General features: G+C 45.9%; 21 protein-coding genes, 3 tRNA genes and 1 riboswitch. Of the genes, 14 read left to right on the forward strand and 10 right to left on the reverse strand.

Translation table 11 applies throughout. From position 1 onward, the window contains the following. Positions 1-111: 111 nt before the first annotated feature. Together BC792_RS05185 and BC792_RS05190 are read right to left on the reverse strand one after the other, a co-directional pair. Positions 112-477, reverse strand: coding sequence for a hypothetical protein (locus BC792_RS05185; RefSeq protein WP_148907930.1), 366 nt, complete (start codon positions 475-477; stop codon positions 112-114). Continuing rightward, positions 455-1105 carry a M48 family metallopeptidase gene (locus BC792_RS05190; RefSeq protein ID WP_148907931.1) on the reverse strand — a complete coding sequence of 217 codons (651 nt, stop codon included), beginning with the start codon at positions 1103-1105 and terminating at the stop codon, positions 455-457. The genes BC792_RS05185 and BC792_RS05190 overlap by 23 nt, the downstream gene beginning before the upstream one ends. A 184-nt stretch (positions 1106-1289) precedes the next feature. On the opposite strand from BC792_RS05190, the gene BC792_RS05195 reads away from it, so the two are divergent. Then, positions 1290-3296, forward strand: a complete 2007-nt coding sequence (locus BC792_RS05195; RefSeq protein ID WP_148907932.1) for a M13 family metallopeptidase — start codon at positions 1290-1292, stop codon at positions 3294-3296. A gap of 104 nt (positions 3297-3400) precedes the next feature. On the opposite strand, the gene BC792_RS05200 is transcribed toward BC792_RS05195, so the two are convergent. After that, positions 3401-3847 carry a DoxX family protein gene (locus BC792_RS05200; RefSeq protein WP_148907933.1) on the reverse strand — a complete coding sequence of 149 codons (447 nt, stop codon included), beginning with the start codon at positions 3845-3847 and terminating at the stop codon, positions 3401-3403. Between the two features lie 47 nt (positions 3848-3894). Between BC792_RS05200 and BC792_RS05205 the strand changes: the two genes are divergently transcribed. Further along, entirely contained in the window at positions 3895-4170 is a 276-nt protein-coding gene (locus BC792_RS05205) for a hypothetical protein (protein WP_148907934.1), read from the forward strand. Positions 4171-4197: 27 nt separating this feature from the next. On the opposite strand, the gene BC792_RS05210 is transcribed toward BC792_RS05205, so the two are convergent. The 5 genes from BC792_RS05210 to BC792_RS05230 form a co-directional block, all read right to left on the reverse strand. Next, positions 4198-7371 (reverse strand): efflux RND transporter permease subunit, encoded by a 3174-nt coding sequence (locus tag BC792_RS05210; protein WP_148907935.1) that lies wholly within the window; start codon positions 7369-7371, stop codon positions 4198-4200. A gap of 18 nt (positions 7372-7389) precedes the next feature. Then, positions 7390-8448, reverse strand: a complete 1059-nt coding sequence (locus BC792_RS05215; protein ID WP_148907936.1) for an efflux RND transporter periplasmic adaptor subunit — start codon at positions 8446-8448, stop codon at positions 7390-7392. Positions 8449-8460: 12 nt separating this feature from the next. Continuing rightward, a complete protein-coding gene (locus BC792_RS05220) occupies positions 8461-9807 on the reverse strand; it encodes a TolC family protein (RefSeq protein WP_148907937.1) in 1347 nt (448 codons plus the stop codon). A gap of 16 nt (positions 9808-9823) precedes the next feature. Next, positions 9824-10435, reverse strand: coding sequence for a TetR/AcrR family transcriptional regulator (locus BC792_RS05225; RefSeq protein ID WP_148907938.1), 612 nt, complete (start codon positions 10433-10435; stop codon positions 9824-9826). Between the two features lie 139 nt (positions 10436-10574). Next, entirely contained in the window at positions 10575-11237 is a 663-nt protein-coding gene (locus tag BC792_RS05230; protein ID WP_148907939.1) for an NUDIX hydrolase, read from the reverse strand. Positions 11238-11515: 278 nt separating this feature from the next. Between BC792_RS05230 and pfkA the strand changes: the two genes are divergently transcribed. The 3 genes from pfkA to gap are packed head-to-tail and all read left to right on the forward strand — an operon-like array spanning position 11516 to position 14366. Continuing rightward, the gene (gene pfkA, locus BC792_RS05235; protein ID WP_425262447.1) at positions 11516-12511 is read left to right on the forward strand and encodes a 6-phosphofructokinase; all 996 of its coding nucleotides are present in this window, start codon (positions 11516-11518) and stop codon (positions 12509-12511) included. Between the two features lie 6 nt (positions 12512-12517). Continuing rightward, positions 12518-13366, forward strand: a complete 849-nt coding sequence (locus BC792_RS05240) for a hypothetical protein (protein ID WP_148907941.1) — start codon at positions 12518-12520, stop codon at positions 13364-13366. Between the two features lie 4 nt (positions 13367-13370). Then, a complete protein-coding gene (gene gap / locus BC792_RS05245) occupies positions 13371-14366 on the forward strand; it encodes a type I glyceraldehyde-3-phosphate dehydrogenase (RefSeq protein WP_148907942.1) in 996 nt (331 codons plus the stop codon). A 63-nt stretch (positions 14367-14429) separates the two neighbouring features. Here the strand turns inward: gap and mnmA are convergent, their stop codons facing one another. Further along, positions 14430-15521 (reverse strand): tRNA 2-thiouridine(34) synthase MnmA, encoded by a 1092-nt coding sequence (mnmA, locus tag BC792_RS05250; protein WP_148907943.1) that lies wholly within the window; start codon positions 15519-15521, stop codon positions 14430-14432. A 302-nt stretch (positions 15522-15823) separates the two neighbouring features. Here mnmA and BC792_RS05255 point away from each other — a divergent pair. From BC792_RS05255 to BC792_RS05280, 6 genes are all read left to right on the forward strand, one after another. After that, positions 15824-15899 (forward strand) — tRNA-Phe (locus BC792_RS05255). Positions 15900-15934: 35 nt separating this feature from the next. Next, a tRNA-Phe gene (locus tag BC792_RS05260) sits at positions 15935-16010 on the forward strand. A 35-nt stretch (positions 16011-16045) separates the two neighbouring features. Continuing rightward, positions 16046-16118: transfer RNA gene (locus BC792_RS05265), tRNA-Phe, on the forward strand. A gap of 232 nt (positions 16119-16350) precedes the next feature. Continuing rightward, positions 16351-16464: riboswitch (SAM riboswitch) on the forward strand. A 228-nt stretch (positions 16465-16692) separates the two neighbouring features. Further along, positions 16693-18000 (forward strand): O-acetylhomoserine aminocarboxypropyltransferase/cysteine synthase family protein, encoded by a 1308-nt coding sequence (locus BC792_RS05270; protein ID WP_148907944.1) that lies wholly within the window; start codon positions 16693-16695, stop codon positions 17998-18000. Positions 18001-18030: 30 nt separating this feature from the next. Continuing rightward, complete coding sequence (locus BC792_RS05275; protein WP_148907945.1) at positions 18031-19101, forward strand: homoserine O-acetyltransferase family protein; 1071 nt, start codon at positions 18031-18033, stop codon at positions 19099-19101. 9 nt (positions 19102-19110) lie between these two features. Beyond that, a complete protein-coding gene (locus BC792_RS05280) occupies positions 19111-20292 on the forward strand; it encodes a homoserine dehydrogenase (protein ID WP_148907946.1) in 1182 nt (393 codons plus the stop codon). Positions 20293-20727: 435 nt separating this feature from the next. Here BC792_RS05280 and BC792_RS05285 read toward each other — a convergent pair whose 3' ends face one another. Next, complete coding sequence (locus tag BC792_RS05285; protein WP_148907947.1) at positions 20728-20991, reverse strand: hypothetical protein; 264 nt, start codon at positions 20989-20991, stop codon at positions 20728-20730. Positions 20992-21117: 126 nt separating this feature from the next. On the opposite strand from BC792_RS05285, the gene arr reads away from it, so the two are divergent. The 3 genes from arr (at position 21118) to BC792_RS05300 (ending at position 22451) form a co-directional block, all read left to right on the forward strand. Continuing rightward, positions 21118-21528, forward strand: coding sequence for an NAD(+)--rifampin ADP-ribosyltransferase (gene arr, locus BC792_RS05290; RefSeq protein ID WP_148907948.1), 411 nt, complete (start codon positions 21118-21120; stop codon positions 21526-21528). A gap of 84 nt (positions 21529-21612) precedes the next feature. After that, positions 21613-21858 carry a hypothetical protein gene (locus BC792_RS05295; protein ID WP_148907949.1) on the forward strand — a complete coding sequence of 82 codons (246 nt, stop codon included), beginning with the start codon at positions 21613-21615 and terminating at the stop codon, positions 21856-21858. 158 nt (positions 21859-22016) lie between these two features. After that, positions 22017-22451 carry a cold-shock protein gene (locus tag BC792_RS05300; RefSeq protein WP_148907950.1) on the forward strand — a complete coding sequence of 145 codons (435 nt, stop codon included), beginning with the start codon at positions 22017-22019 and terminating at the stop codon, positions 22449-22451. The last annotated feature ends 34 nt before the right edge of the window (positions 22452-22485 follow it).

Genomic DNA, 22485 nt, shown 5'->3' on the forward strand with positions numbered 1-22485 from the left:
GACCGGCTCCGACAGGGGAATCAGCGGGCCGGGGCGTTGTATAAACCCTGCACGCCCGGCGATATCGGTCAGAGCATGCCGCCGCTTTTACTGTCGGGAAATGAAAATAACTTAGTTATCTAAATCCCATTGGAAGTAACTGCCCTGCGCCACTATGACATCCCCATCGTAATCAAACGTGAAATCAATGTAGTCGTCGCTGCAGCTCGTCACATCCGAGCAGCAGTAACGCCGATCGATCTGAAAATGCAGGCGGAACGAGCCATTTCGAAGGGCGTCGTCAAAGCGTAGCTTGTCTATATTCCGTGCTGAAATTCCGGGACCACCGTCCCTGTCCGCTAGCCTGTCGACGATAAAACCGTCTAACGCCTCCATCTGCTCTTTACTCATCAGCCTGAGCAGCAGGTCGGGCTGCGCCTGCCAGCGGTCGAACAAGGGCTTGGCCAGAGGCAGTCTAATGACGAATATCGGTTCCATATGCATACGCAATTAATTTTTCCAGAAACGCCGACGAGGGAAAGTATTTTTTTAAGACGGCACCCCGCTCGGACCCCGGGCTGTTCGCAAACAACAGCACAGCCTTGCAGACGCAGTAGTCAAGCAGCTCCTCCGACTGATCACAAAGCTTCTTATCGAAAGTGATATAGGTGCCCCGGTTACAAAGTCGGAATGGATATCGTGTGATACGGCGTACATTTATCTGTGGAACCAGTACGTTGAAGCGCTCTTCCCAGTAGCCTATCCTATCCATCAACCGCTGTCGGTACAAAGCTTCCCGGACGGCTTCTTTCTGTTTAGATGTAAGCGTATTTTTACCTGATTTACAATATATTATACCGCCCTTAATAAAGGGAGAAGGAACATGAGGCTCGCGTTTTAACCGCCAGACTTTATCGAACAGTTCAAGCGAATCGACCGACGAAACCGGATCTGACAAAACGGATGCCGAGCGAACAATCGAACGCAGCGCCCACGCTGCCTCCTCGCGGGATAGTAATGCCGGCACGCTTATTACGCGTTTATCTTCCTCCCATTGTATAACTTCAACATCTCCTCCGTCTTTTATCTTGACTACTACTTCCTGGCCATCAATGTCCCAAATCATAAGCGTAAATTACATAAAATAGGTTTTTGATACAAGGTCGTTACGATTTTTTCGGTTTTCTTTTACTATGTTTGCATATAAACTAAATAACTTCATATGAACCCATCATGGTTTATTCAAACCGCATAAAGGGGATGAATAACCTGAGAACTTCATTATTTTTTAAAAAAAATAAATTATACAGATGAAAAAATTTCTTGCTATGGCAGCCATTGTGGCTGCATCAGGAGGATACCTATTCGCCCAGGAACATCAAGCAATTAACTTGTCCTATATGGACAAAACTGTACGTCCACAAGATGATTTTTATAACTATGTCAACGGGAACTGGATGAAAACCGTCGAAATACCATCAGATAAGGCTCGCTGGGGATCTTTCGACGAGCTGCGGGAACACACCGACGTTGCTGTACTCAAGATTCTGAAAGAATCGTTAGGACAAACCTTCGAAAAGGGAACGGACGGCCAAAAAATTGCCGATTTGTATAAATCATATGTTGGCTTTGAGTCTCGTAACAAGCTAGGTATAACACCTATAAAGCCATACCTAGATAAAATAGACGCCATTAAAAACTTTGATGACCTCTATAATTATTTATTGGAGGTAGGCCCTGAAGGCGGAAACCCTTTCTTTGGTGCCTATGTGTACGCCCATATGAAAAACAGCGACGTAAACGCGGTGTACCTAGGCGGCGGAAGTCTTGGTCTAGGCCGGTCTTACTACCAGAAGGTTGACGACAAAAACACAGAGACGCTAGGACAATATGCTACATTCGTTTCTTCACTTTATAGCAAGGTCGACCAACGTACAAAAGATCTTAAAGGACCTAAAATCGTCGCGTTCGAAAAGGAAATTGCATCTTACCTAAAGACAATCGAAGAATCGCGCGATGCGCAGAAGCGTTACAACCCCGTGGCGGTAGCCGACCTCGGAAAAATGGTTAAAAACATCGACGTTGCGAAATACATCAAACAGCTGGGTTTTACAGCGGATACAGTTATCATCGGCGAGCTAAAATATTATCAAAACCTTGACAAGATCTTATCGCCTTCGAACCTGCCGCAAATCAAAGAATACCTGAAGTTTAACGTTATGAACGATGCAACAGGGTATCTTACTAAAGAATTGGATGAACTTTCATTCGACTTCTACGGACGAAAACTACGTGGACAGAAAGAACAACGCGACCTCGAGAAACGCGGACTGGAGTTTGTAAACGGCTCAGCAGGCGAGCTTTTAGGCAAGCTGTACGTGAAGGAGAACTTTCCTCCCGAAGCGAAGGCGGCATGTGAAGAAATGGTGCAGTACCTGATCAAATCCTTCAACATGCATATACAGAACCTTGATTGGATGTCTGACGCAACGAAGGCCAAAGCTTTGGAAAAACTGTCCAAGTTTAAAGTAAAGATAGGCTACCCTGACAAGTGGAAAGACTATTCTAAGCTGGCGGTGGGCAGCTCGCTATTTGAAAATGTCCGCAGTATTAGCCGTTGGGCATTTGAACAAAACCTGGCGAAACAGGGCAAACCTGTGGACAAGTCTGAATGGGGCATGACGCCACAGACCGTCAACGCCTACTACAGCCCATTGTTTAATGAGATCGTCTTCCCCGCAGCTATTTTGCAAGTACCATTTTATGACTATAAAGCTGACGCTGCCGTGAACTTCGGTGGTATCGGGGCGGTCATTGGCCATGAACTATCTCACGGATTTGATGATTCCGGCTCGCAGTACGATGGAAATGGAAACCTAAACAACTGGTGGACACCCGAAGACAAGGAGAAATTTGACGCAGCTGCAAATGCTTTAGTCGCACAGTTCGAATCGTACGAACCTGTCCCCGGTGTATTCGTAAATGGCCGCTTCACATTAGGAGAAAATATCGGCGACCTTGGTGGCTCTTCCGTTGCATTCGATGCATTAAAGATGTACCTAAAAGACAAAGGAAATCCCGGCTTGATCGACGGTTTTACTCCAGAACAACGCTTTTTCCTTTCATGGGCGACAATCTGGAGGACAAAAACTACGGATGAATTCGTGGTAAACCAAGTGAAGACTGATCCCCACTCGCCTGCTCAGTACCGCGCCTTTGCTCCAATCATCAACTTGGATGCCTTCCATGAAGCCTTTGATACAAAACCTGGCGACAGGATGTATAAAGCAAAAGAAGAACGTATCAAGATATGGTAAGTCAGTCAAGGTCCTACACGCGGACCTTTCCGCCCATCATCATGGAAAAACACCAATAAAAAAGAAAGAGGTTGTCCAAAAAGACAACCTCTTTTCGTTAGATATCAGATATCGCGTGCATATCCAGGCTTATTCATCATATTGTCGAGTGAATATCTACCTGAACCTGCCACAAGAAATACAAACAACAGAATCAATACAATAAGGGATAGCCACAACTCCGAGTTTAGAAAGCCGAAGCCATTCGTGATATTGATGAAGAAAACAGCACCGATCAAAATCGGAATCTGAAAAATTACCGCCGGCCGGGTCTGGAAACCAAGTATGATAAACAGTCCGCCAACAATATGGGCGAAAACAACATAGTGCACTGCCGACCAGATTGACAATTGGAAGTGCGTCTGTCGAACAAGTTCGGCTACCGCTTCCCGATCGCCGACAAAACTCACTCCTTTTGCAAAAATAATAATACCAAGCACGATACGTACGATGTCAAGCCACCGTGGATGATGGGTGTCGCCCCAACGTTCAATTTTTTGGACCAGGTTCATATGACCTCCTCTTTTATTGGTTAACGAATATTTTTATAGCACACCACATGGTACTACGACAGGTTTATAGCCTAACCACAGCAAAAATCGTGCTCCAATACGAAAACCTACCAGACGTATCACATTTCCGCTCTGTCCCGAACGTGCCAACAACGTTCATGTATGCAGACCATACCCCTCCTGAACCCACTACCGGCGGGCTATATGGAACAATTTCATCATCGATGTGTCGCGCGCTGGATTCCATTCATTATGTTGTCTTCTACCGGAAATTCTACTCTTCTGATCAAAAAAAAGCCAGCGCTTCAAGGGCGCTGGCTTAAACAATGTATATGCTTGTCTGCTTCTTTCTAATGCTTAACCGCCATCTCGTCAACGTAATCCTCGTTTTCCTCGTATTCCGCAACCATCATCTCGGCATAATCTAGTTTCTTCTTCTTTCCGAATCGTCTACCTAGACTGTCGAAAATAGAGTACACCACCGGTACAACAACCAAGGTAAGGAACAATGAAGACAACAGTCCTCCGATGATAACGATCGCCAGACCACGGTTCATATCCGCGCCATCTCCCTGAGCCAGGGCAATAGGCACCATCCCGATAACCATCGCGATGGTTGTCATGAGGATGGGACGGAAACGTGCATGGTTAGCCGCAATTAAGGCATCGTAAGTGCTCGCACCCGAATCTTTCTTGTGGTTGGCAAAATCAACTAGCATAATCGCGTTCTTCGCAACGAGACCGATCAACATGATGATACCCAGGATCGTGAAAATATTTAACGACTGATTAGCGAGTGCCAATGCCAGAAGGGCTCCGATGAACGACAACGGAATCGAGAACAGGACAACGAACGGCGTTACAAAGTTGTCATACAATGCAACCATCACGAGGTATACCAAAATGATGGAGGCCAACAAGGCGACCCCTAAGGTACCGAAACCTTCTTCCTGGTTTTCCATGTTTCCACCCCACTTATAGGATACGCCCGGTTTTAGCTGTACCTTTTCGAATTCAGCCTGCCAATCGGCAGCTACTGAACCTGCCGGACGACCTACTACCTGTGCCTGCACCGATACGGACGGCGACTTGTCGCGTCGCTCAAGCAATGTCGGACCAGAAGTATACGAAACGTCGGCAAACTGCTCCAAACGGATCGCCTGTCCTTGTTGATTGATGAACTTCAAATTCTGTACATCACCGATGTTACCGCGTCCGACCTCATCAAAACGGATATTGATATCATATTCTGTATCGCCGGCACGGAACTTGGTATCTGTATTTCCCGAGAACGCGGTCTGCATAGTCATACCGACCGTGGATACATCCAGCCCAAGCGTTGTCATCTTATCACGGTCTACCCTTACGCTGATCTCGGGATTTCCATCTTCCGATGTCAATTTAATTTCGGATGCACCGGAAACCTTCCGCAGAAGATCGGCAAACGTACGCGCCGTCTCCAACGCGTCCTCTTGCGACGAGCCGATAATTGTCAGCATCAGTGGAGCCTGTTCCGCCCCCATAATTCCCATGTTGACGGTCTTAACTTTTGCCCCAACCAGCACATTCTCCATTTCGCGGCGTAGTTTAGCAGAATATACCTTTGTAGGCTCTGTCTTATTAAACCCATCGGCCAAAATGATATGGATTTCCGACTTGTATTTAGTTCCCGACGCGTTCATCATTCCGTCAGATGCCTGCCCAACCGTGGTGATCATCCGTTGGATCTCCGGCTTTTTCGACAGATACTCTTCTGCCTTTTGGGTCATAAAGTTTGTTTGTTCCAGGGAAGCATCTTTGTTCATCTCGATCTGCAGATAGAATTCTCCCTTATCATTTCCCGGGAAGAAGTCGGAACCGATGTACCCCTTACCTACCAATACGAACGAAGCTATCAACAAGATTAAAGAAACCAATAGCGTAAGCACCTTGTTAAGGCGTCCTTTTAACGACCACTCCAGAATTCCAGAGATCCAACGCGTTAATTTCGTCAGCCCCGCCTCGAATCCGTGAAGGATGCGGCCGAAGAATGTGTGCTTATCGATGTGCGACAGCTTCCCTATCCGAGAATATAACCACGGCACTACTGTGAATGACACCAGTAAGGATAGCAATGTGGAAACAACAACTGTTACACAGAACTGACGGAGAATATCCGAAACAAGCCCCGACGACAGTGCTATCGGCAAGAACACAACCACGATAACGAGTGTAATAGCCGATACCGTAAAGCCGATCTCGCGGGCACCGTCATAAGCTGCGCGGACTTTGTTTTTGCCCATCTCCATGTGCCGGTGAATGTTCTCGATAACAACGATTGCGTCATCCACCAAGATACCGACCACCAGCGACAGCCCCAGCAGGGACATCAGGTTAAGCGTATAGCCTAAAATATTTAAGAAAATAAACGTCGCAATTAACGACAGCGGGATCGCTACCACCGCGATAAACGCATCGCGCAAACTATGTAAGAAGAACAACATAATAAAGGCAACCAGCCCGATCGCGATCATCAAATCGTGTACAACGTTGTCAGCAGCTGTCAACGTATACTCGGTGGTGTCGTTTGCTATCTCCACTTTCACATCCTGCTGCTGATAGTCCTTCTCTACTGTTCCTATCATTTGCCTTACCAACTCCGACACCTCTACGGCGTTTGCATCAGACTGTTTAAACACCTGTAGCATGATCGTGTTGCGACGATCGATCCGTGAAATCTTTTCGACATCTTTAATTCCGTCCTGCACGTCGGCAACATCGCTCAGACGAACCATGACGCCGCCCGGTGTCCGGATCGGTAAATTGCGCAGCTCCTCGATGGAAGCAAATTTTCCCGACAGACGTAGTGTCGTCTGGTTATCGCGGGTCTTCACGTTTCCTGTAGGAAAATCAAGGTTGGAAGCTGCAATCGTCTGCTGCAGCTGAACGATGGACAAACCATAGCCTTCCAGCTTGTCAGGATTCACGCTGACCTGGATTTCACGTTCCTCACCGCCGATCATATCTACTTTCGCAACACCGTTGATACGCGCAAAAACAGGTTGAATCTTTTGATCAAGTAGATCATATAAATCCTTTTCGGACAGTTTTGAAGTCACCGACAGATTCATGATCGGCACATCGTCGAGGGAGAACTTCGAGAGAGCCGGTGTCTCCACGTCGTCCGGCAGTTCGTTGACCACAGCATTGATCTTTCGCTGCGCATCCGTCAACAGAAAGTTAACATCCGCCCCCGTGTTCAACGTAATCATTACGACAGATACCGACTCCATGGACTTCGATTCGATCTTCTTCACGTTCTCCAAACTGGCCACAGCGTCTTCGATAACTTTAGTTACCGAAGTCTCCACCTCAGAAGGTGCCGCCCCCGGATATACGGTCTGTACCGTAATAACGTTGACCTCAAATTTCGGTATCAGCTCATATCCCATCTGCGAGTATGAAAAGATACCACCAAGTGTAAGTATAATAAAGAGTACTATAATTATACTTGGTCGTTTTATAGATATTTCTGCAATTTTCATCGACTAGATTTTCTCTGATTACTTAATGATTTCGATAGGTGTGCCATCTAACAAGTTGATCTGTCCGGAGGTGACCACCTGGGTACCCTGTTCAATACCGGAAATGATTTCAATATAGTCTCCGAAGCTTCTTCCGGCAACCACCTGCTTAAGCACAGCTTTTCCATTGTCTACGACAAATACTTGATTTGAGCTCACACTACCGACGAACGCAGTACGGGGAACTGTCAGCACATTTACAACCCCCTCGCCTCCGAAGTACGCCGTACCATACATACCGGCTTTTAAATCGTTGTTAGCGTTATTCCTTATTTCCAGCTCAACAGGAAAGTTCAGACTGGCATCTGCTTTAGGTGCTATAAACTTGACAACACCGTTGAATTTTTGATCAGGTAAGACGGCCGATTCCACGCGGACAGACTGTCCTGTTTTTACCTGTCCGATATTCTTTTCGTCAACATTAACCATCAGCTTCAACGTAGACACGTTTACGATCTCAAACATCTCCGTACCAGCGTTCACGTATGAGCCCGGCTCTATAGCACGTCTATTAACAACGCCCGCAAAGGAGGCTGTTACGTTCACATCCGAAGCAGAAATCTGTGCACTTCGTAGGTTATTTTTCGCGTTCTCCAGTTGCAACCTCGCCTGCTCCACCTGTTGTTGAGTTACACCTCCTGTAGCATAGGCATTCTCAAATCTAGCCAGCTCTGACTTCGCATTATCGTAGACAGCCTGTGCATTGTTCACCGTTACCGTTTGCTTGTCCCCATTAACAATAGCCAATGTTTGACCTGCCCGAACAAAATCTCCCTCATCTACAAAAACTTTAACCACACGTCCGCCGGCTTCAGCAGCTAGCTTAACCTCTTGTTTAGGCGCAAAAACACCGTTGGCAACATATTGCGCATTTACTTCCCGGATATCGGCAACATCTGCGCGCACAGCAACTGCCGCATTCTGTACTGCAACCACCGCGGTCTGCTCTTCATTTTTTGCCTTGTTTTTGTTTAGTATAAACATGATACCAGCCAATGCTGCTGCGATAATAACAACCGCAATAATTCCTCGTTTCATATGATAAGTTAGTTATTCGTTTACTAATGTTTTTAATTCTCCCTTTGCTTTAATCAATTGAACCTCAGCAATTTTATAGTTCAACAACGACGTGTTGTAGTTGGTCTGCGCATCCGCGTAGGAGTTCTCCGCATCCAATAGCTCTGTCAATGTTGCTAAACCGTTCCGGTAATTATTCTGTGTGTTCTCCAACACCTCTTTTGCCAGCTGTACATTGGCCTGGCTTGAGCTGATCGTTAGGAGACTATTCTTGATCTGTGTTTTGGCATTCTCGTTCGCCATGCTTAAAGCTAGTTTCGTATCTTCTAGATCCGCCTTTGCCCGTAAGATCTCCACGTTTTTCTGGTTGACTTGTGCCCGCGTTCTTCCTCCATTGAAAATCGGAATGGAAAGATTCAAGCCAAGCCCCGAAAAACCAGACCAATTAACGCCAACGTCTTTAGAAAAAATAGGAAACGATTGCCCCATACCCAAATAACCTAAATTACCGGTAAAAGACAAGGTAGGGTAATAATCAGCTATCGTCGCCTTCTTATCTAACTCTAGCAATTCCGCTTGCTTTTCCAAGAGACGGACTTCCGTACGGTTGTTTAAATTCGATGATTGAGTTTCCAGCACCGAAGCATCTATAGCGAACGTTTCTTCTGGCAAAACAATCTCATTAGTGATATCCATACCAATAGCAAATTTTAGCGCATTTTCCTGTATTTCCAACGTGTTCCTGGCCTGCTGAAGCTGCGTCTTCAAATTGTTCACCTGAACAGTCGTTCTATCCAGATCTATCCGCTTAGCCAGCCCTGCCTCTACCAAGCCTTGAATCACTTGACGGTTCTTTTCCGTGTTATTTAGGTTTGTTTCAATCGTTTTTTCTTGCAAACGCGATTGGAATACCTGATAATACGCGTTAGCCACTTTTTCGATCAACTGTTCGTCCGTGAGATCTTTGTTGATCTGATAAAACTCACGTGTTGTACTAGCAGCCTTGAGGCCGGTAAATAACGCCTGATTAAAAATCTGCTGATTCACTGTCAGTGTCGCATTGGATTGCCACTTTTGTCCAAATGCTACCATTACAGTCGTACCGGGTTGCCCAATGAGATCGCCTGGCAACGCACTTTTTTGTAACATCGGATTGTACGTCAATGTACCCGAACCACTCACTTGAGGCAGCGCTCCTGATCGAACTTCATCAACCTGGTATTGCGAGTTTGTTACATCAAGCCTGGCTTTCTGTGCCTCGACTTTGTTCTCCAACGCGTACCGAATCGCCTGTTGCAGCGTCAAAGTCTCCTGTGCACGAACCTCGTTCATTTGAACGAGTAATCCGGCCGCTAAAACACTTAAAAATTTGATCTTCATCTTAAAAAAAGATTATCTATAAACTGGTATTTACTATTACTTTATTACTAAATATAAAATTTGTCACACGCTTCTGACTTTCCAAAATCTTATCTACGTTGTCGGCGTTAGGCATGCCAGAAAGGACATCCGCCACACTCCGGAGCAGACTCAACCCTTTGACGACCTCCATATAAGAAGTTGCCGCCTCATCGATATTATCCAACGCTATCTCTCCTCGAGCCACAGCACGCTTAAACAGCTCCTGCATGACCTCCACTTCTTTATAGTGCATGTGTTCTAAAACCAATCCTACCCCGCGTCCTCTTATCCATTCCACATTCTCGCTAATATGCAGGACGTAATACTCTTTTAAATACGCTGCCCTCAGTTCCAATAATTGAAATAAAACTGTCAAAAGATCACCATCATACTGATCCAGTATACTGTACTCCTTCGCTACGATATCGTCAGAGATATAAATGAGCACGTCCTTAATCAGTGAATTTTTATCCGGATAATAGTAATAGAGGTTTGCCTTCGTGATGTTCAGATCCACCGCAATTTCACTCATTGTCGTTTTGTTAAAACCGTAATGGGAAAACCGTTTGAGTGCAATCTGGACAATCTGATCCTTCTTCGTATCCATTTTTTACCTTTATACTTTTTGACTTTTTTCTAAAAACGTTCAAAAATATAAAAAAGCTACATAGGTACAAAGAAACAATTCAATCTGAATTGTAATTTAACCGTAATTTAACACATGATGGCGGTTTGTGACTACATTTTCATTCTATTCCAAGCTGTTTCTGAAATTTTCGTTTATCGAATTTATATAGGCGTGCTGCCCGATAAGACACGCCTTTCTGAACCTCCTGCAGCTCTTTTAAAAACCCGGAGTTCGAGATTTTCTTGCGGAAATTCCGCTTATCAAGGGTTTTGCCTAAAATGGCTTCATAGGCTTGCTGAAGCTGCGTCAATGTAAATTTCTCCGGCAATAGTTCGTACACAGCCGTCGAGTAGTTGATCGAATCTTTTAGCTTGCGTAGCGATTGCTGGATAATTTGATGATGATCGAATGCTAGTTCGGGCAGCTCATCAATCGCAAACCACTTCGCCTGACGCATGTAGGAAGTAATGGGCTTAATCTTAAACTTCACATCCTCGTATTTTACAATTGTTGAAAAGGCGACAGTCAAAATCCTCCCCTGTGGGTGACGCTTTACGCCGGCAAATGCGCCAAGCTGCTCCATAAAAATATCCTTAAGCCCTGTGTGCTCATATAAGATCCTCTTTACGGCGTCCTCCATTTCCTCCCCTTTCTCAACGAAAAAGCCGGGCAATGCCCACCAGTCTTTATAGGGATATTCATTCCGTTCTGTAAGCAATACCTGGAGCTTCCCCTCGTTGAAACTGTATATAACACAGTCTATAGTAAAATGAGTCTGCAAAATAATCTCAAATTTAAGTGTGTCAGTGTATTTAGAACCGGCGAAGATTTATCTGGTCATTTTGATGCGGCTTGGTAGGCAACGGCCGCGTTAATTAGCGGGACCGGCCCGGGCCACCATCGGGGATTTCGTCCCCCCTGTGTTAAAAAAACCTAAATCTCAGCAGGCTCTGCATTTCTGTTCTGTATCAATCTTGCCCAATTATATCACAATAATCCAAAAAAAGCAAAAAAAATTTAATAGTGTAGAAAATACACACTATATTCGTAAAACCTAAAATGAGTAATCGAGTGAAAGAAATAAATAGAATAGGCGTTTTTACATCCGGAGGTGATGCTCCAGGTATGAATGCGGCAATACGTGCGGCAGTAAGAACGGCCTTATACAATGGAAAAAAAGTAACAGGGATATACCACGGCTATCAGGGAATGATCGAAAACTCGATGTTCGATATGAACAGCCGCTCGGTAAGTTCAATTATTCAAAAGGGAGGCACGGTACTAAAAACGGCGCGTTGCATGGAGTTCAAGACGACAGAAGGCCGCGCACAAGCCTATGAAAACCTAAAGGATGCCGGCGTGGATGCACTGGTAGCGATTGGTGGCGATGGGACATTTACCGGTGCCGAAATCTTCTCGCGGGAATATGACATCCCGGTTATGTGTATCCCCGGAACCATTGACAACGATCTTAACGGGACAGACCTCACGATCGGTTACGATACGGCTAATAACACAGTCATTGAGGCTATCGATAAGATCCGTGATACGGCTGCCTCTCATAACCGTTTGTTTTTTGTCGAGGTGATGGGACGCGATTCAGGTTGCATTGCGCTGAATGCCGGCGTTGCGGGTGGCGCTGAGGCCATTTTGTTGCCCGAGAAGGAGACAGCAATCGACGAGCTCATCGAGATGCTCGAACACAATGCCGGACGCGACAAATCATCCATGATTGTGATCGTCGCCGAAGGCGATAAAAACGGCGGTGCAACCAACGTGGCCAAGCGTGTCAAGGAAAAATTTGATTATTTTGACACAAAAGTTAGTATATTAGGACACCTCCAACGGGGTGGAGCGCCCAGCAGCGCAGACCGTGTGCTGGCTACACGGATGGGATATGCGGCTGTTAACGAGCTTTTAAAAGGTAATACCCGCTCTACAGTGGGAATCCGTGGTTCCGAAATCGTTACCACACCTTTGGAAGAAGCGCTGAGTAAAAAAGAGTTGAAACTCAATGAAGACCTGGTGGAGATTGCAAAAATAATGGCTATATAAGACGGTATGATTGTAGTTGTTTTCAGCGGATCGAGATATGCGGATTGGCGAATTGCCGACAAAAACCGTGTTTTACACGGCTTTCGTACCTCCGGTATCAATTCGTACATCCAAGACGAGCGCTATATACTACAGTTGCTAAATAAGAGCAATCACCTGATCAATAACGCCGAGAAAATCCGTAAAATTTATTTCTTCGGCGCGGGGGCTTCCTCGCCGGACCGGCAAGAGAAAATAGAACGCGTGCTGGCGCAGTTTTTTCGGAATGCAAAGGTGAAAGCTAGCCATGATGTGCTGGCCTCCGCAATATCTACGTTCGGCGACGAAAAAGGCATTGTCGGGATTATCGGTAGCGGATCAAACGCGGCGTACTACAATGGCAGAAAGGTGCTGCCCAATAATTATGGGCTGGGATATATATTGGCCGACGAAGGATCAACCAATTGGCTGGGCAGGCAGCTCCTTAAGGACTTCCTGACTGAAACCATGCCCTCCGGTATAAGGGAAAAACTCCTACAGAAGTACAACCTCGACCGACGCCTAATCTTAGACCGCGTTTATTACAATCCAAACCCCAACCTTTTTCTAACAAGTTTTGCTGACTTCATTTACGAAAACAGAGACGAGCCCTATATAACACAACATATCAAGAAAGGCTTAGAAATTTATATAAAAACCTATTTATTGCCTCTTTCCGAGAGCTACCCCGACAGCCAGTTTAATTTCACGGGGTCGGTGGCCAACAACTATGCGGATTGGTTACGCGAGTTAGGCTCGGAATATGGTCTGCATATAGGTTCCATTATCAAAGAACCAGTTCAAAATCTAGTAAAGTATTATATTAATAAAAATTAGTAACATGAAAATTGGAATTAACGGATTCGGCCGTATCGGCCGTTTAGCATTTAGAGCAGCGATCAACCGCAGTGATATCGAAATTGTTGGTATAAACGATTTGGTAGAGCCTGATTATCTAGCATACATGCTTAAATATGATTCTACGCATGGTAAATTTGATGGTACCGTCGAAGTAAAAGACGGCCACCTGGTCGTGAACGGACAAACTATCCGTATTACAGCAGAAAAAGATCCTGCAAACTTGAAATGGGACGAAGTCGGCGCTGAGGTTATCATCGAATCAACAGGCTTTTTCTTAACAAAAGAGCTTGCGCAGAAACACATCGACGCCGGCGCCAAGAAAGTGGTTATGTCTGCTCCTGCAAAAGACGACACGCCTACATTCGTTATGGGTGTTAACCATAAAGAATTGAAAGCAGAATACACGATCGTATCTAACGCGTCTTGTACAACAAACTGTTTAGCGCCTATTGCAAAGGTATTGAATGACAAGTTCGGTATCGTGGAAGGTCTGATGACAACTGTACACGCGGTTACAGCAACACAGAAAACGGTGGATGGTCCTTCTGCTAAAGACTGGAGAGGCGGCCGCGGTGCATATCAAAACATCATCCCTTCATCAACAGGTGCTGCAAAAGCGGTAGGATTAGTTCTTCCTGAGCTAAAAGGTAAGTTAACCGGTATGTCAATGCGTGTTCCTACTGCCGACGTATCTGTAGTCGACTTAACCGTTCGTCTAGAAAAAGGTGCATCTTACGAAGAGATCAAACAGGCAATGAAAGAAGCTTCGGAAGGTGAATTAAAAGGTATCCTTGGTTATACAGAAGATGAAGTAGTTTCTTCCGACTTCCTCGGCGACGCACGTACATCTATTTTCGATGCTAAAGCAGGTATTTCCCTGAACGATAACTTCGTTAAAGTGGTATCATGGTACGACAACGAGTGGGGCTACTCCAACAAAATCATCGACCTTGCACAAGAGATCGGTAAATTATAAGATCATAAAAAAGGTTCGCGGATAGCGAACCTTTTTTTATCGAACACCTATAAGGCGCTTATCTTATTTCATCAGGAAGCCTCCCCCCAGCAGGTCGTTTCCTTCATAAAAAACAGCCGATTGCCCCGGTGCGATGCCCTTTACGTTATGCGCAAAATCCACCTGCATGATATTTCCCTGCTGTGTAAGCGTCGAGTGCGCACCCGGATCTTTATAGCGGATCTTGGTGATGGCCTCCATCGGCTCCGCTAAAGAGGCATACTTGATCAGGTTGATATCACGTACAAAGGCCTGTGATTTTTCCAGCTCGTGCTCCTCACCCAATACGACCGAATTACTTTCCGGCAATATTTCGATAACGAACATCGGCTTTCCGAGGGCGATCCCGAGGCCTTTACGCTGCCCTATCGTGAAATACGGATAACCGATATGCTTACCGACGACCGTTCCATCGGACAAGATAAAGTTTCCCGGACCGATCTCCTCATCCAGCGTCGGTCTCTTATGCCGTAAGAAAGCGCGGTAGTCGTTATCCGGTACAAAACAGATTTCGTAGCTTTCCGACTTCTTGGCAAGTTCGTCCTGTCCCATCTCGAAAGCCATCTGCCGTATTTCTTTTTTTGTAAAGTTGCCAAGAGGAAACTGCGTACGGGCGAGGTTCTCCTGCGAAACGCCCCATAAAACGTAAGACTGATCCTTATGCTCATCCCGCCCCTTGGAAATCACATAACGCCCATTATCATGCATGCGGATATTAGCGTAATGCCCCGTAGCAATAAACTCGCAGTCGAGCTTGTCTGCCCGCTTCATCAGCGCCGACCATTTGATGTGTGTGTTACATAGTACACAGGGATTGGGTGTACGTCCAGCAATATATTCGTCGACAAAATTGTCAATTACAAAGTCGCCAAACTCGTCCCGGATATCCAATATGTAATGAGGAAAACCATAGCTCACTGCCAACGACCGCGCATCGTTAATACTATCTAAACTGCAACAGCCCGTCTCCTTAGAAGAACCGCCAGCAGAGGCGTAGTCCCAAGTTTTCATCGTAATGCCAATGACCTCGTAGCCTTGCTCGTGCAACATGACGGCCGCAACTGAACTATCTACTCCACCACTCATTGCGACCAAAACTCTTCCTTTTTTACTCATAATACTTTTGTGAAGTGCAAAGATAGCTTATTTGGGCTACAGCCGTGTTTATTTCATGTAATTTTATCCCGATCAAAAAAATGTTCATACCTACCAAATACCGGCAGCATGCATCTTATTGAAACATCACCGAGCACGAATAGTTTAGTCTGGACATTCCATATGGTCTTTTTATTGCGAATTTATTTCCATAGGAATCAACCACTTGAAAAAGGCAGTAAAAATAATTGTGACAAAAGTTTTAGAATTCAAAAAAAGAACCTAGATTTGCAACGCAACAGAAGGAAAAAGCTGTTGCAACAGGTGCCATAGCTCAGTTGGTAGAGCAAAGGACTGAAAATCCTTGTGTCGCTGGTTCGAATCCAGCTGGCACCACCAAATCTGAAAGTAACAGATTCCAAAAAAATACGTAAGGTGCCATAGCTCAGTTGGTAGAGCAAAGGACTGAAAATCCTTGTGTCGCTGGTTCGAATCCAGCTGGCACCACCACAAATCTGAAAGTAACAGATTTCAAAAAAACTTGAGGTGCCATAGCTCAGTTGGTAGAGCAAAGGACTGAAAATCCTTGTGTCGCTGGTTCGAATCCAGCTGGCACCACGAATCCTTCTCCTTAGTAGAAGGTTTTTTTTTACCTACAGCCTTCTGCCCCACTTCCGTCCTGTTTCCTTTTATTGTTTAAGCGTCATTACAAGCTATCTTTGTTTTCTCCACTATACGACACCCGTCCCCCTGGCAGCAAATAAAATTTGCATTGTATGCAAAAACAATTATATTTGTCATGTACTTCGAAAGTAGTACACTAATCAACACCTTCCAACGGCTAGGTCTTGATTTATAAAGAAGTGGCGAGAGACTGGCTCGATGACCCACTGGCAACCTTCAATGCAAATTGAAAAGGTGCCAATTCCTGTCCAGCATAATATCGTGCTGGAGCATATAAATGAAATAAGACATGACAGCATTACATTTGAAACACATCAGTACGGCATTATACTATCCAACGGGAACTACCTGTTGTTGTTTTGCGACAGGTATCCGAATGCGCTAGTCGTTCGTGGTATTGTAAGCATGGGATCACTCCTATCCCATCTACATGCCATCATACCGGACGACCAACCTTTCATTTGCGGAGTGTTTATTCAACATCATTAATACGATAAATCTTTATACTATGTCAACAAATAAAAACCTAAAGTTTGAGACCCTGCAAATCCACGCCGGGCAAGAAGTTGATCCTACAACTGGCTCACGGGCTTTGCCTATCTACCAGACGACGTCCTATGTCTTTGAAAATGCCGAGCACGGTGCCAACCTGTTTGCGTTGAAACAATTTGGCAACATCTATACGCGGATTATGAACCCAACCACCGATGTGTTTGAAAAGCGTATAGCTGCCCTGGAAGGAGGTGTTGCAGCAGTAGCCGTTGCCTCTGGGCAGGCAGCCCAATTTATCGCGCTTACAAATATTCTCGAGAGCGGGGACAACTTCGTCTCAGGCGCCAACTTATATGGCGGGACATACAACCAATTCAAGGTTTCCTTTAAGCGGCTAGGAATTGAGGCACGTTTTGCTGCTGACACCGACGCTGACAATATTGAAAAACTTATAGACGAACGCACGAAAGCCATCTATGTCGAAACAATCGGCAACCCGAGCTACAACATTCCTGACTTCGAAAAAATAGCTGCCGTCGCACGGAAACATGACCTGCCACTTATCGTAGACAATACTTTCGGTGCCGGTGGGTATCTTTTCAAGCCGTTGGAACATGGCGCGCATGTCGTTGTCGAGTCTGCGACCAAATGGATCGGCGGGCACGGTACAAGTATTGGGGGTGTAATTATCGATGGCGGAAACTATAACTGGGGCAACGGCAAGTTTAAGCAATTTTCCGAGCCGTCGGAAGGCTATCACGGACTTGTATTTTCTGATGTATTTGGCCCCAACGGTCCTTTTGGAAATATACAGTTCGCCATCCGCGCACGCGTGGAAGGGCTGCGCGATTTTGGCCCCGCCTTGTCACCCTTCAATGCATTTCTTTTGGTGCAGGGCCTGGAGACCCTTTCGCTGCGGGTACAGCGCCACGTGGACAATGCTTTGGAAATCGCTCAATGGCTTGAAGGGCATCCACAGGTAGAAAAAGTCAGCTACCCCGGCCTGAAAAGCCATCCCCATCATCAAAACGCTCAGAAATACCTTAAAAACGGATATGGCGCCGTTCTGTCTTTTACAATAAAAGGAGGCGCCGAAAAGGCGAATGAATTTATAGATGCATTGGAGCTGATCAGCCATCTGGCAAACGTCGGTGACGCCAAAACGCTCATCATTCACCCTGCGGCAACTACCCACCAGCAACTGTCCGAAGCGGAACAACAAAATGCCGGTGTATATCCGGGGCAGCTGCGCCTATCTGTAGGCATCGAACATATTGACGATATCAAAGAAGATATTCAGCAAGCATTCGACAAGATTAAATAAAACTCCGTTACGGGAACACGAAACAGCGCCATGCACTTAAAGACATACACATCTACCGACCCTTTCCTCTTCGAAAACGGAGCCAGCATCGACGAATTAACGATTGCTTACCACACCTATGGCGAGCTCAATGAAGACAAGGACAATGTGGTATGGGTCTGCCATGCCTTGACGGCAAACTCAGATGTGTTCGACTGGTGGCCTGGCCTATTCGGAGAAACAGAATTATTCAATCCGCACGACTATTTTATCATCTGTGCGAATGTACTGGGCTCGCACTACGGCACGACGAATCCGTTAAGTCTTAACCCGCGGACAGGCGAGCCTTACTACCTAGACTTCCCACAGTTTACTATCCGCGACATTGTTCGTGCAAATCAGCGGCTTGCAGACCACTTAGGGGTCGATAAAATAGATATCTTGATTGGAGGCTCATTGGGCGGACAACAGGTTCTCGAATGGACGGCTGCAGGCACCATCCGGATAGACAAGCTGATTGTCATCGGCACATGTGCACAATCCTCTCCTTGGGGTGTTGCCTTTAACGAGAGCCAACGTCTGGCCATCGAAGCGGATCCATCTTTCCACAAAGGTCTTCCAGAAGGCGGAGCGCAGGGGCTCAGGGCTGCACGTAGCGTAGCCCTGCTCTCCTATCGCACCTATGAAGTGTATAACCTCAAGCAAGAAGAATCAGATAGTTCCAAAACAGACGATTTCAAAGCCTCCTCTTACCAACGGTATCAAGGAGATAAGCTGGTCCGCCGTTTCAATGCCTATAGCTATTGGTATTTAACGAAAGCGATGGACAGCCATCACCTGGGGCGTGGACGCGACAGCGTGGCGCAGACACTGTCTGCATTTAGTCCTCAGACGCTCGTCGTCGGAATTCCGGCCGACGTCCTGTTCCCGCCCAGCGAACAAGAGTTTATTGCGGCACATATTCCCGGTGCACGTTATTACGAGCTGCATTCGGACTATGGGCATGACGGCTTTCTTATTGAAACCGGCACGTTAACAGCCGTTATCAGTGACTTCCTAAAAACAACGCAAAGTAAATCAGGTAAAGACATTACAGAAAAAACATATATAGCAACATTATAGAGAGAAACAATGAGTAAAAAATTAATCATCGGGATGTTCGGGTTTGGTGTAGTTGGGCAAGGGTTGTACGATATTATAAAAACAAAAAAATTAAATCTTGAAATCAAAAAGTTTGTCATAAAAAACGCAGACAAACAACGTAGCCTACCAGCGGAACTGTTCACAACAGACGCAGAGGCGATCCTATCGGATAAAGAAATCAATACGGTGGTTGAGTTGATCGACGATGCTGACGCGGCCTTCGAAATTACCAAACGAGCTCTTACATCTGGCAAAAATGTAGTTTCTGCCAACAAAAAGATGATTGCTTCGCACCTTGAGGAGCTGGTAGCGATACAGCAGGAATTTGGTACCTCCCTGCTGTACGAAGGAGCTGTCTGTGGAAGTATACCGATTATACGGAATCTGGAAGAGTATTACGACAACGAACTGCTGCATTCCGTCACCGGGATTTTCAATGGGTCATCCAATTATATCCTGTCAAAAATTTTTAACGAAAACCAAAGCTACGACGCTGCCCTGCAGAAGGCACAGGATCTCGGGTTTGCGGAGACAGATCCGACCTTGGATGTCGGTGGATACGACCCCAAATATAAATTGGCCATTGTCGCTTCCCACGCCTATGGTATCTACGTCGATCCCACAGCGATTCTCAACCTTGGCATAGACAAGCTGGGAGAACAGGATATCCGCTTTGCGAAAGAAAAAGGTTATAAGATCAAGCTTCTCCCATTAGCCCGGGAAATTGACAACCGTCGGGTAGTACTGTACGTTCTTCCACGGTTTGTCAATAAAGACAATATCCTTTTCAACGTGGAGAACGAAAACAACGGCGTACTCGTGAAGGCCGCCTTTGCGGACGAACAGTTCTTCTACGGTAAAGGCGCGGGCGGACATCCGACGGGATCAGCTGTACTCTCCGACATAACCGCCCTGCGTTATGGCTACCGCTACGAATACAAAAAGCATCTGGATGCCGGTCAGGTAGCCTATAGCACCGACTATAAGTTGAAAATATATTTACGGTACGCCGAGGAGAACACGCTCGAGCAAATCAACTTCGACACGATATCCGAACGATTCTATGGCGAAAACTTCAAATACGTGATCGGGGAAATCAGTCTGCAGGAAATCATAGCAAAAAGAGATATAATCAACCAGACCGGAAATTTCGTCGCTGAACTCTCCTAGCGGTTCAGCGAAAATTTCCCTCTTTGGGCCAGTTACAAGGTCGATAATAGAGGAGCGGTCGATCCGCGCCTCTATTCAATGTTTTTTCGTGGACTTGCTCCGTAGTTATCCCCCGCTTTAGACGCTATCGTGCTGCCTCCCTACACTAGAGCGTCCGGCAGAAGCTTCTACGAAGGTTGAAGGCGTTCCGGCATGTCAGCATCGCTATCCCGCGTACCGCCCCTGTGCAACTACGATACACACAGGTTGTTAAAAAATGTTAAACGAACATTTCTACTGTACTAATCGGACGACAACACCGTTTTATAGGTACAAGAAAATTCATAATTTCATAATTTAGGTTAATAATTGGTTTGGTAAACCTGGAGCTCCCCGCTTCAGGTTTTCTTTATTACAGACCTTTATTGCAAGGCGATCGGTGCGTCATTCACCGTGCTACCGTCGGTCCTCTATCAAAACAGTATAATACAGCTTGGCGGTGATCGTTTCCTCATGCGGCTTTTGCTGTAAGAAGGCATCCTGTTCAAACGGGCTCATCACGTCAAACCCCTCAAAGATAGCCTCTACGCAGTTTTCAACCTCGTGATTCCTTACCGTTTCTTCCAAGGCAACTCCTTGATGATAAAAATAGGGGCCGTCATACTTGTCCAGCACCGTCTTGGGCACCGTAAGAGGAATAAAAATTCGATCTTGTCTCATACGCATAACACAAACATAGATAAAGTCCGCGGAATCCACCGCTTCCATCCGAAAAAAATTAGGTACGCCGGCAGTTTCATTTAATTTGTACGATATTGCAGCGTGAAGGCAGAAAAACAGCGACCAATGAAAGAAGAAAGCTCCTCAACACCTTTTTACCATGGCACCAAGGCCGATCTGAGCCCCGGCGATCATATTACCCCTGGCTACCGGTCCAACTACGGTCAGCGCAGGGAAGCCAAATATGTATACTTTACAGCTACGCTGGACGCCGCGATCTGCGGCGCCGAACTCGCACAGGGCACGGGTCCGGAAAGCATTTACCTCGTAGAGGCTACAGGCCCATATGAAGACGATCCCAATCTCACTGACAAGAAATTTCCGGGTAACCCAACACAATCGTATCGTACCGCTCATCCGCTGAAGGTCGTAGGCAAGGTAGAACTGTGGCAGGGACATAGCCCGGAACAACTTCAAACGATGAAGGAACATCTTCAACGGCTCAAGGAACAAGGGATCGAAGCCATAGAAGAGTAATAGCGCCTGCTTCAACGATCCTTCAGCTCCACCTGTTTGAACCAATACCCATATACATTGTTCATAATAAAAGGGAGAACAAGTATGGATATCACAAATTTAAGCGACAGCCAGCTCGACTACATCATCGAAATCGTTGACCATGAGCATGCCTACTACTTCCAGGGCAGCGCAGCGGAGAAACCCAGTCTGCGTCCCTATTTCTACCAACAGTCAGCCGACGGAACAGCGGTCCGTCTCGTCGATCAAGCGGCATTCAACAAGTTACCTCCCCGAATCAAAAGGCGGATACAGGACCTGATTTTCCGTGTCCAGGATCAGGAGCCCTAAATCTCCGTTCTCCTGCCGGAGAAAAGTTTGCTTTTCATCCTAGAAAAGCGTATATTTGTATGTATTCCTTAGAAAAGCCTCTATTCCTTTCCGAAAGCTATACTCTGCTGTTTTAAGATCAATACCCACACATTTTTTTATTCATTCAAATTTATTATATGGCGACAAACCAACTGACATTTAAAAAGAAAGAACTCGCAAAGAAAAAACTGCAGAAAAAGCAGGATAAACTAGAACGACGCAGCCTCAAAAAAAGTAACAACGACAAAGGGAAGACATTAGAAGAAATGTACGCTTACGTTGACGAATTTGGGAACATTACGACAGTACCACCGGATCAGCGCGAAAAGCCTACCGAAGAAGAAATCCAACGACGGTTGAATCCGGTTAGCGTAGACGAATACAGCTTTGGTAAAGTATCGTATTACAACGCTCAGGGACATTACGGGTTCATTCGTGACAACCTGACAAAACAAACTGTATACTTTAACGACCGACTTGTCGGAAAAACCCTGCAGATCGACCAGAAGGTAAAATTCAAATTTGTACGCAGCAAACAAGGTAACCAAGTTACCGAAGTCGAGCTGATCTAACTTCCATTCCGCGCGTGAAACGACGGTCCTCCAC

Source organism: Sphingobacterium allocomposti (assembly GCF_008124885.1).
GTDB classification, from domain to species: domain Bacteria; phylum Bacteroidota; class Bacteroidia; order Sphingobacteriales; family Sphingobacteriaceae; genus Sphingobacterium; species Sphingobacterium allocomposti.

Coding starts and splice junctions, on each gene's coding strand:
- BC792_RS05185 (WP_148907930.1), bottom strand. CDS start 477: ATGGAACCGATATTCGTCATTAGACTGCCTCTGGCCAAGCCCTTGTTC.
- BC792_RS05295 (WP_148907949.1), top strand. CDS start 21,613: ATGGATATCACAAATTTAAGCGACAGCCAGCTCGACTACATCATCGAA.
- BC792_RS05215 (WP_148907936.1), bottom strand. CDS start 8,448: ATGAAACGAGGAATTATTGCGGTTGTTATTATCGCAGCAGCATTGGCT.
- BC792_RS05270 (WP_148907944.1), top strand. CDS start 16,693: ATGTCAACAAATAAAAACCTAAAGTTTGAGACCCTGCAAATCCACGCC.
- BC792_RS05280 (WP_148907946.1), top strand. CDS start 19,111: ATGAGTAAAAAATTAATCATCGGGATGTTCGGGTTTGGTGTAGTTGGG.
- gap (WP_148907942.1), top strand. CDS start 13,371: ATGAAAATTGGAATTAACGGATTCGGCCGTATCGGCCGTTTAGCATTT.
- BC792_RS05240 (WP_148907941.1), top strand. CDS start 12,518: ATGATTGTAGTTGTTTTCAGCGGATCGAGATATGCGGATTGGCGAATT.
- BC792_RS05285 (WP_148907947.1), bottom strand. CDS start 20,991: ATGAGACAAGATCGAATTTTTATTCCTCTTACGGTGCCCAAGACGGTG.
- BC792_RS05275 (WP_148907945.1), top strand. CDS start 18,031: ATGCACTTAAAGACATACACATCTACCGACCCTTTCCTCTTCGAAAAC.
- pfkA (WP_425262447.1), top strand. CDS start 11,516: ATGAGTAATCGAGTGAAAGAAATAAATAGAATAGGCGTTTTTACATCC.
- BC792_RS05200 (WP_148907933.1), bottom strand. CDS start 3,847: ATGAACCTGGTCCAAAAAATTGAACGTTGGGGCGACACCCATCATCCA.
- BC792_RS05220 (WP_148907937.1), bottom strand. CDS start 9,807: ATGAAGATCAAATTTTTAAGTGTTTTAGCGGCCGGATTACTCGTTCAA.
- BC792_RS05195 (WP_148907932.1), top strand. CDS start 1,290: ATGAAAAAATTTCTTGCTATGGCAGCCATTGTGGCTGCATCAGGAGGA.
- BC792_RS05300 (WP_148907950.1), top strand. CDS start 22,017: ATGGCGACAAACCAACTGACATTTAAAAAGAAAGAACTCGCAAAGAAA.
- BC792_RS05205 (WP_148907934.1), top strand. CDS start 3,895: ATGGTACTACGACAGGTTTATAGCCTAACCACAGCAAAAATCGTGCTC.
- BC792_RS05225 (WP_148907938.1), bottom strand. CDS start 10,435: ATGGATACGAAGAAGGATCAGATTGTCCAGATTGCACTCAAACGGTTT.
- mnmA (WP_148907943.1), bottom strand. CDS start 15,521: ATGAGTAAAAAAGGAAGAGTTTTGGTCGCAATGAGTGGTGGAGTAGAT.
- BC792_RS05190 (WP_148907931.1), bottom strand. CDS start 1,105: ATGATTTGGGACATTGATGGCCAGGAAGTAGTAGTCAAGATAAAAGAC.
- arr (WP_148907948.1), top strand. CDS start 21,118: ATGAAAGAAGAAAGCTCCTCAACACCTTTTTACCATGGCACCAAGGCC.
- BC792_RS05210 (WP_148907935.1), bottom strand. CDS start 7,371: ATGAAAATTGCAGAAATATCTATAAAACGACCAAGTATAATTATAGTA.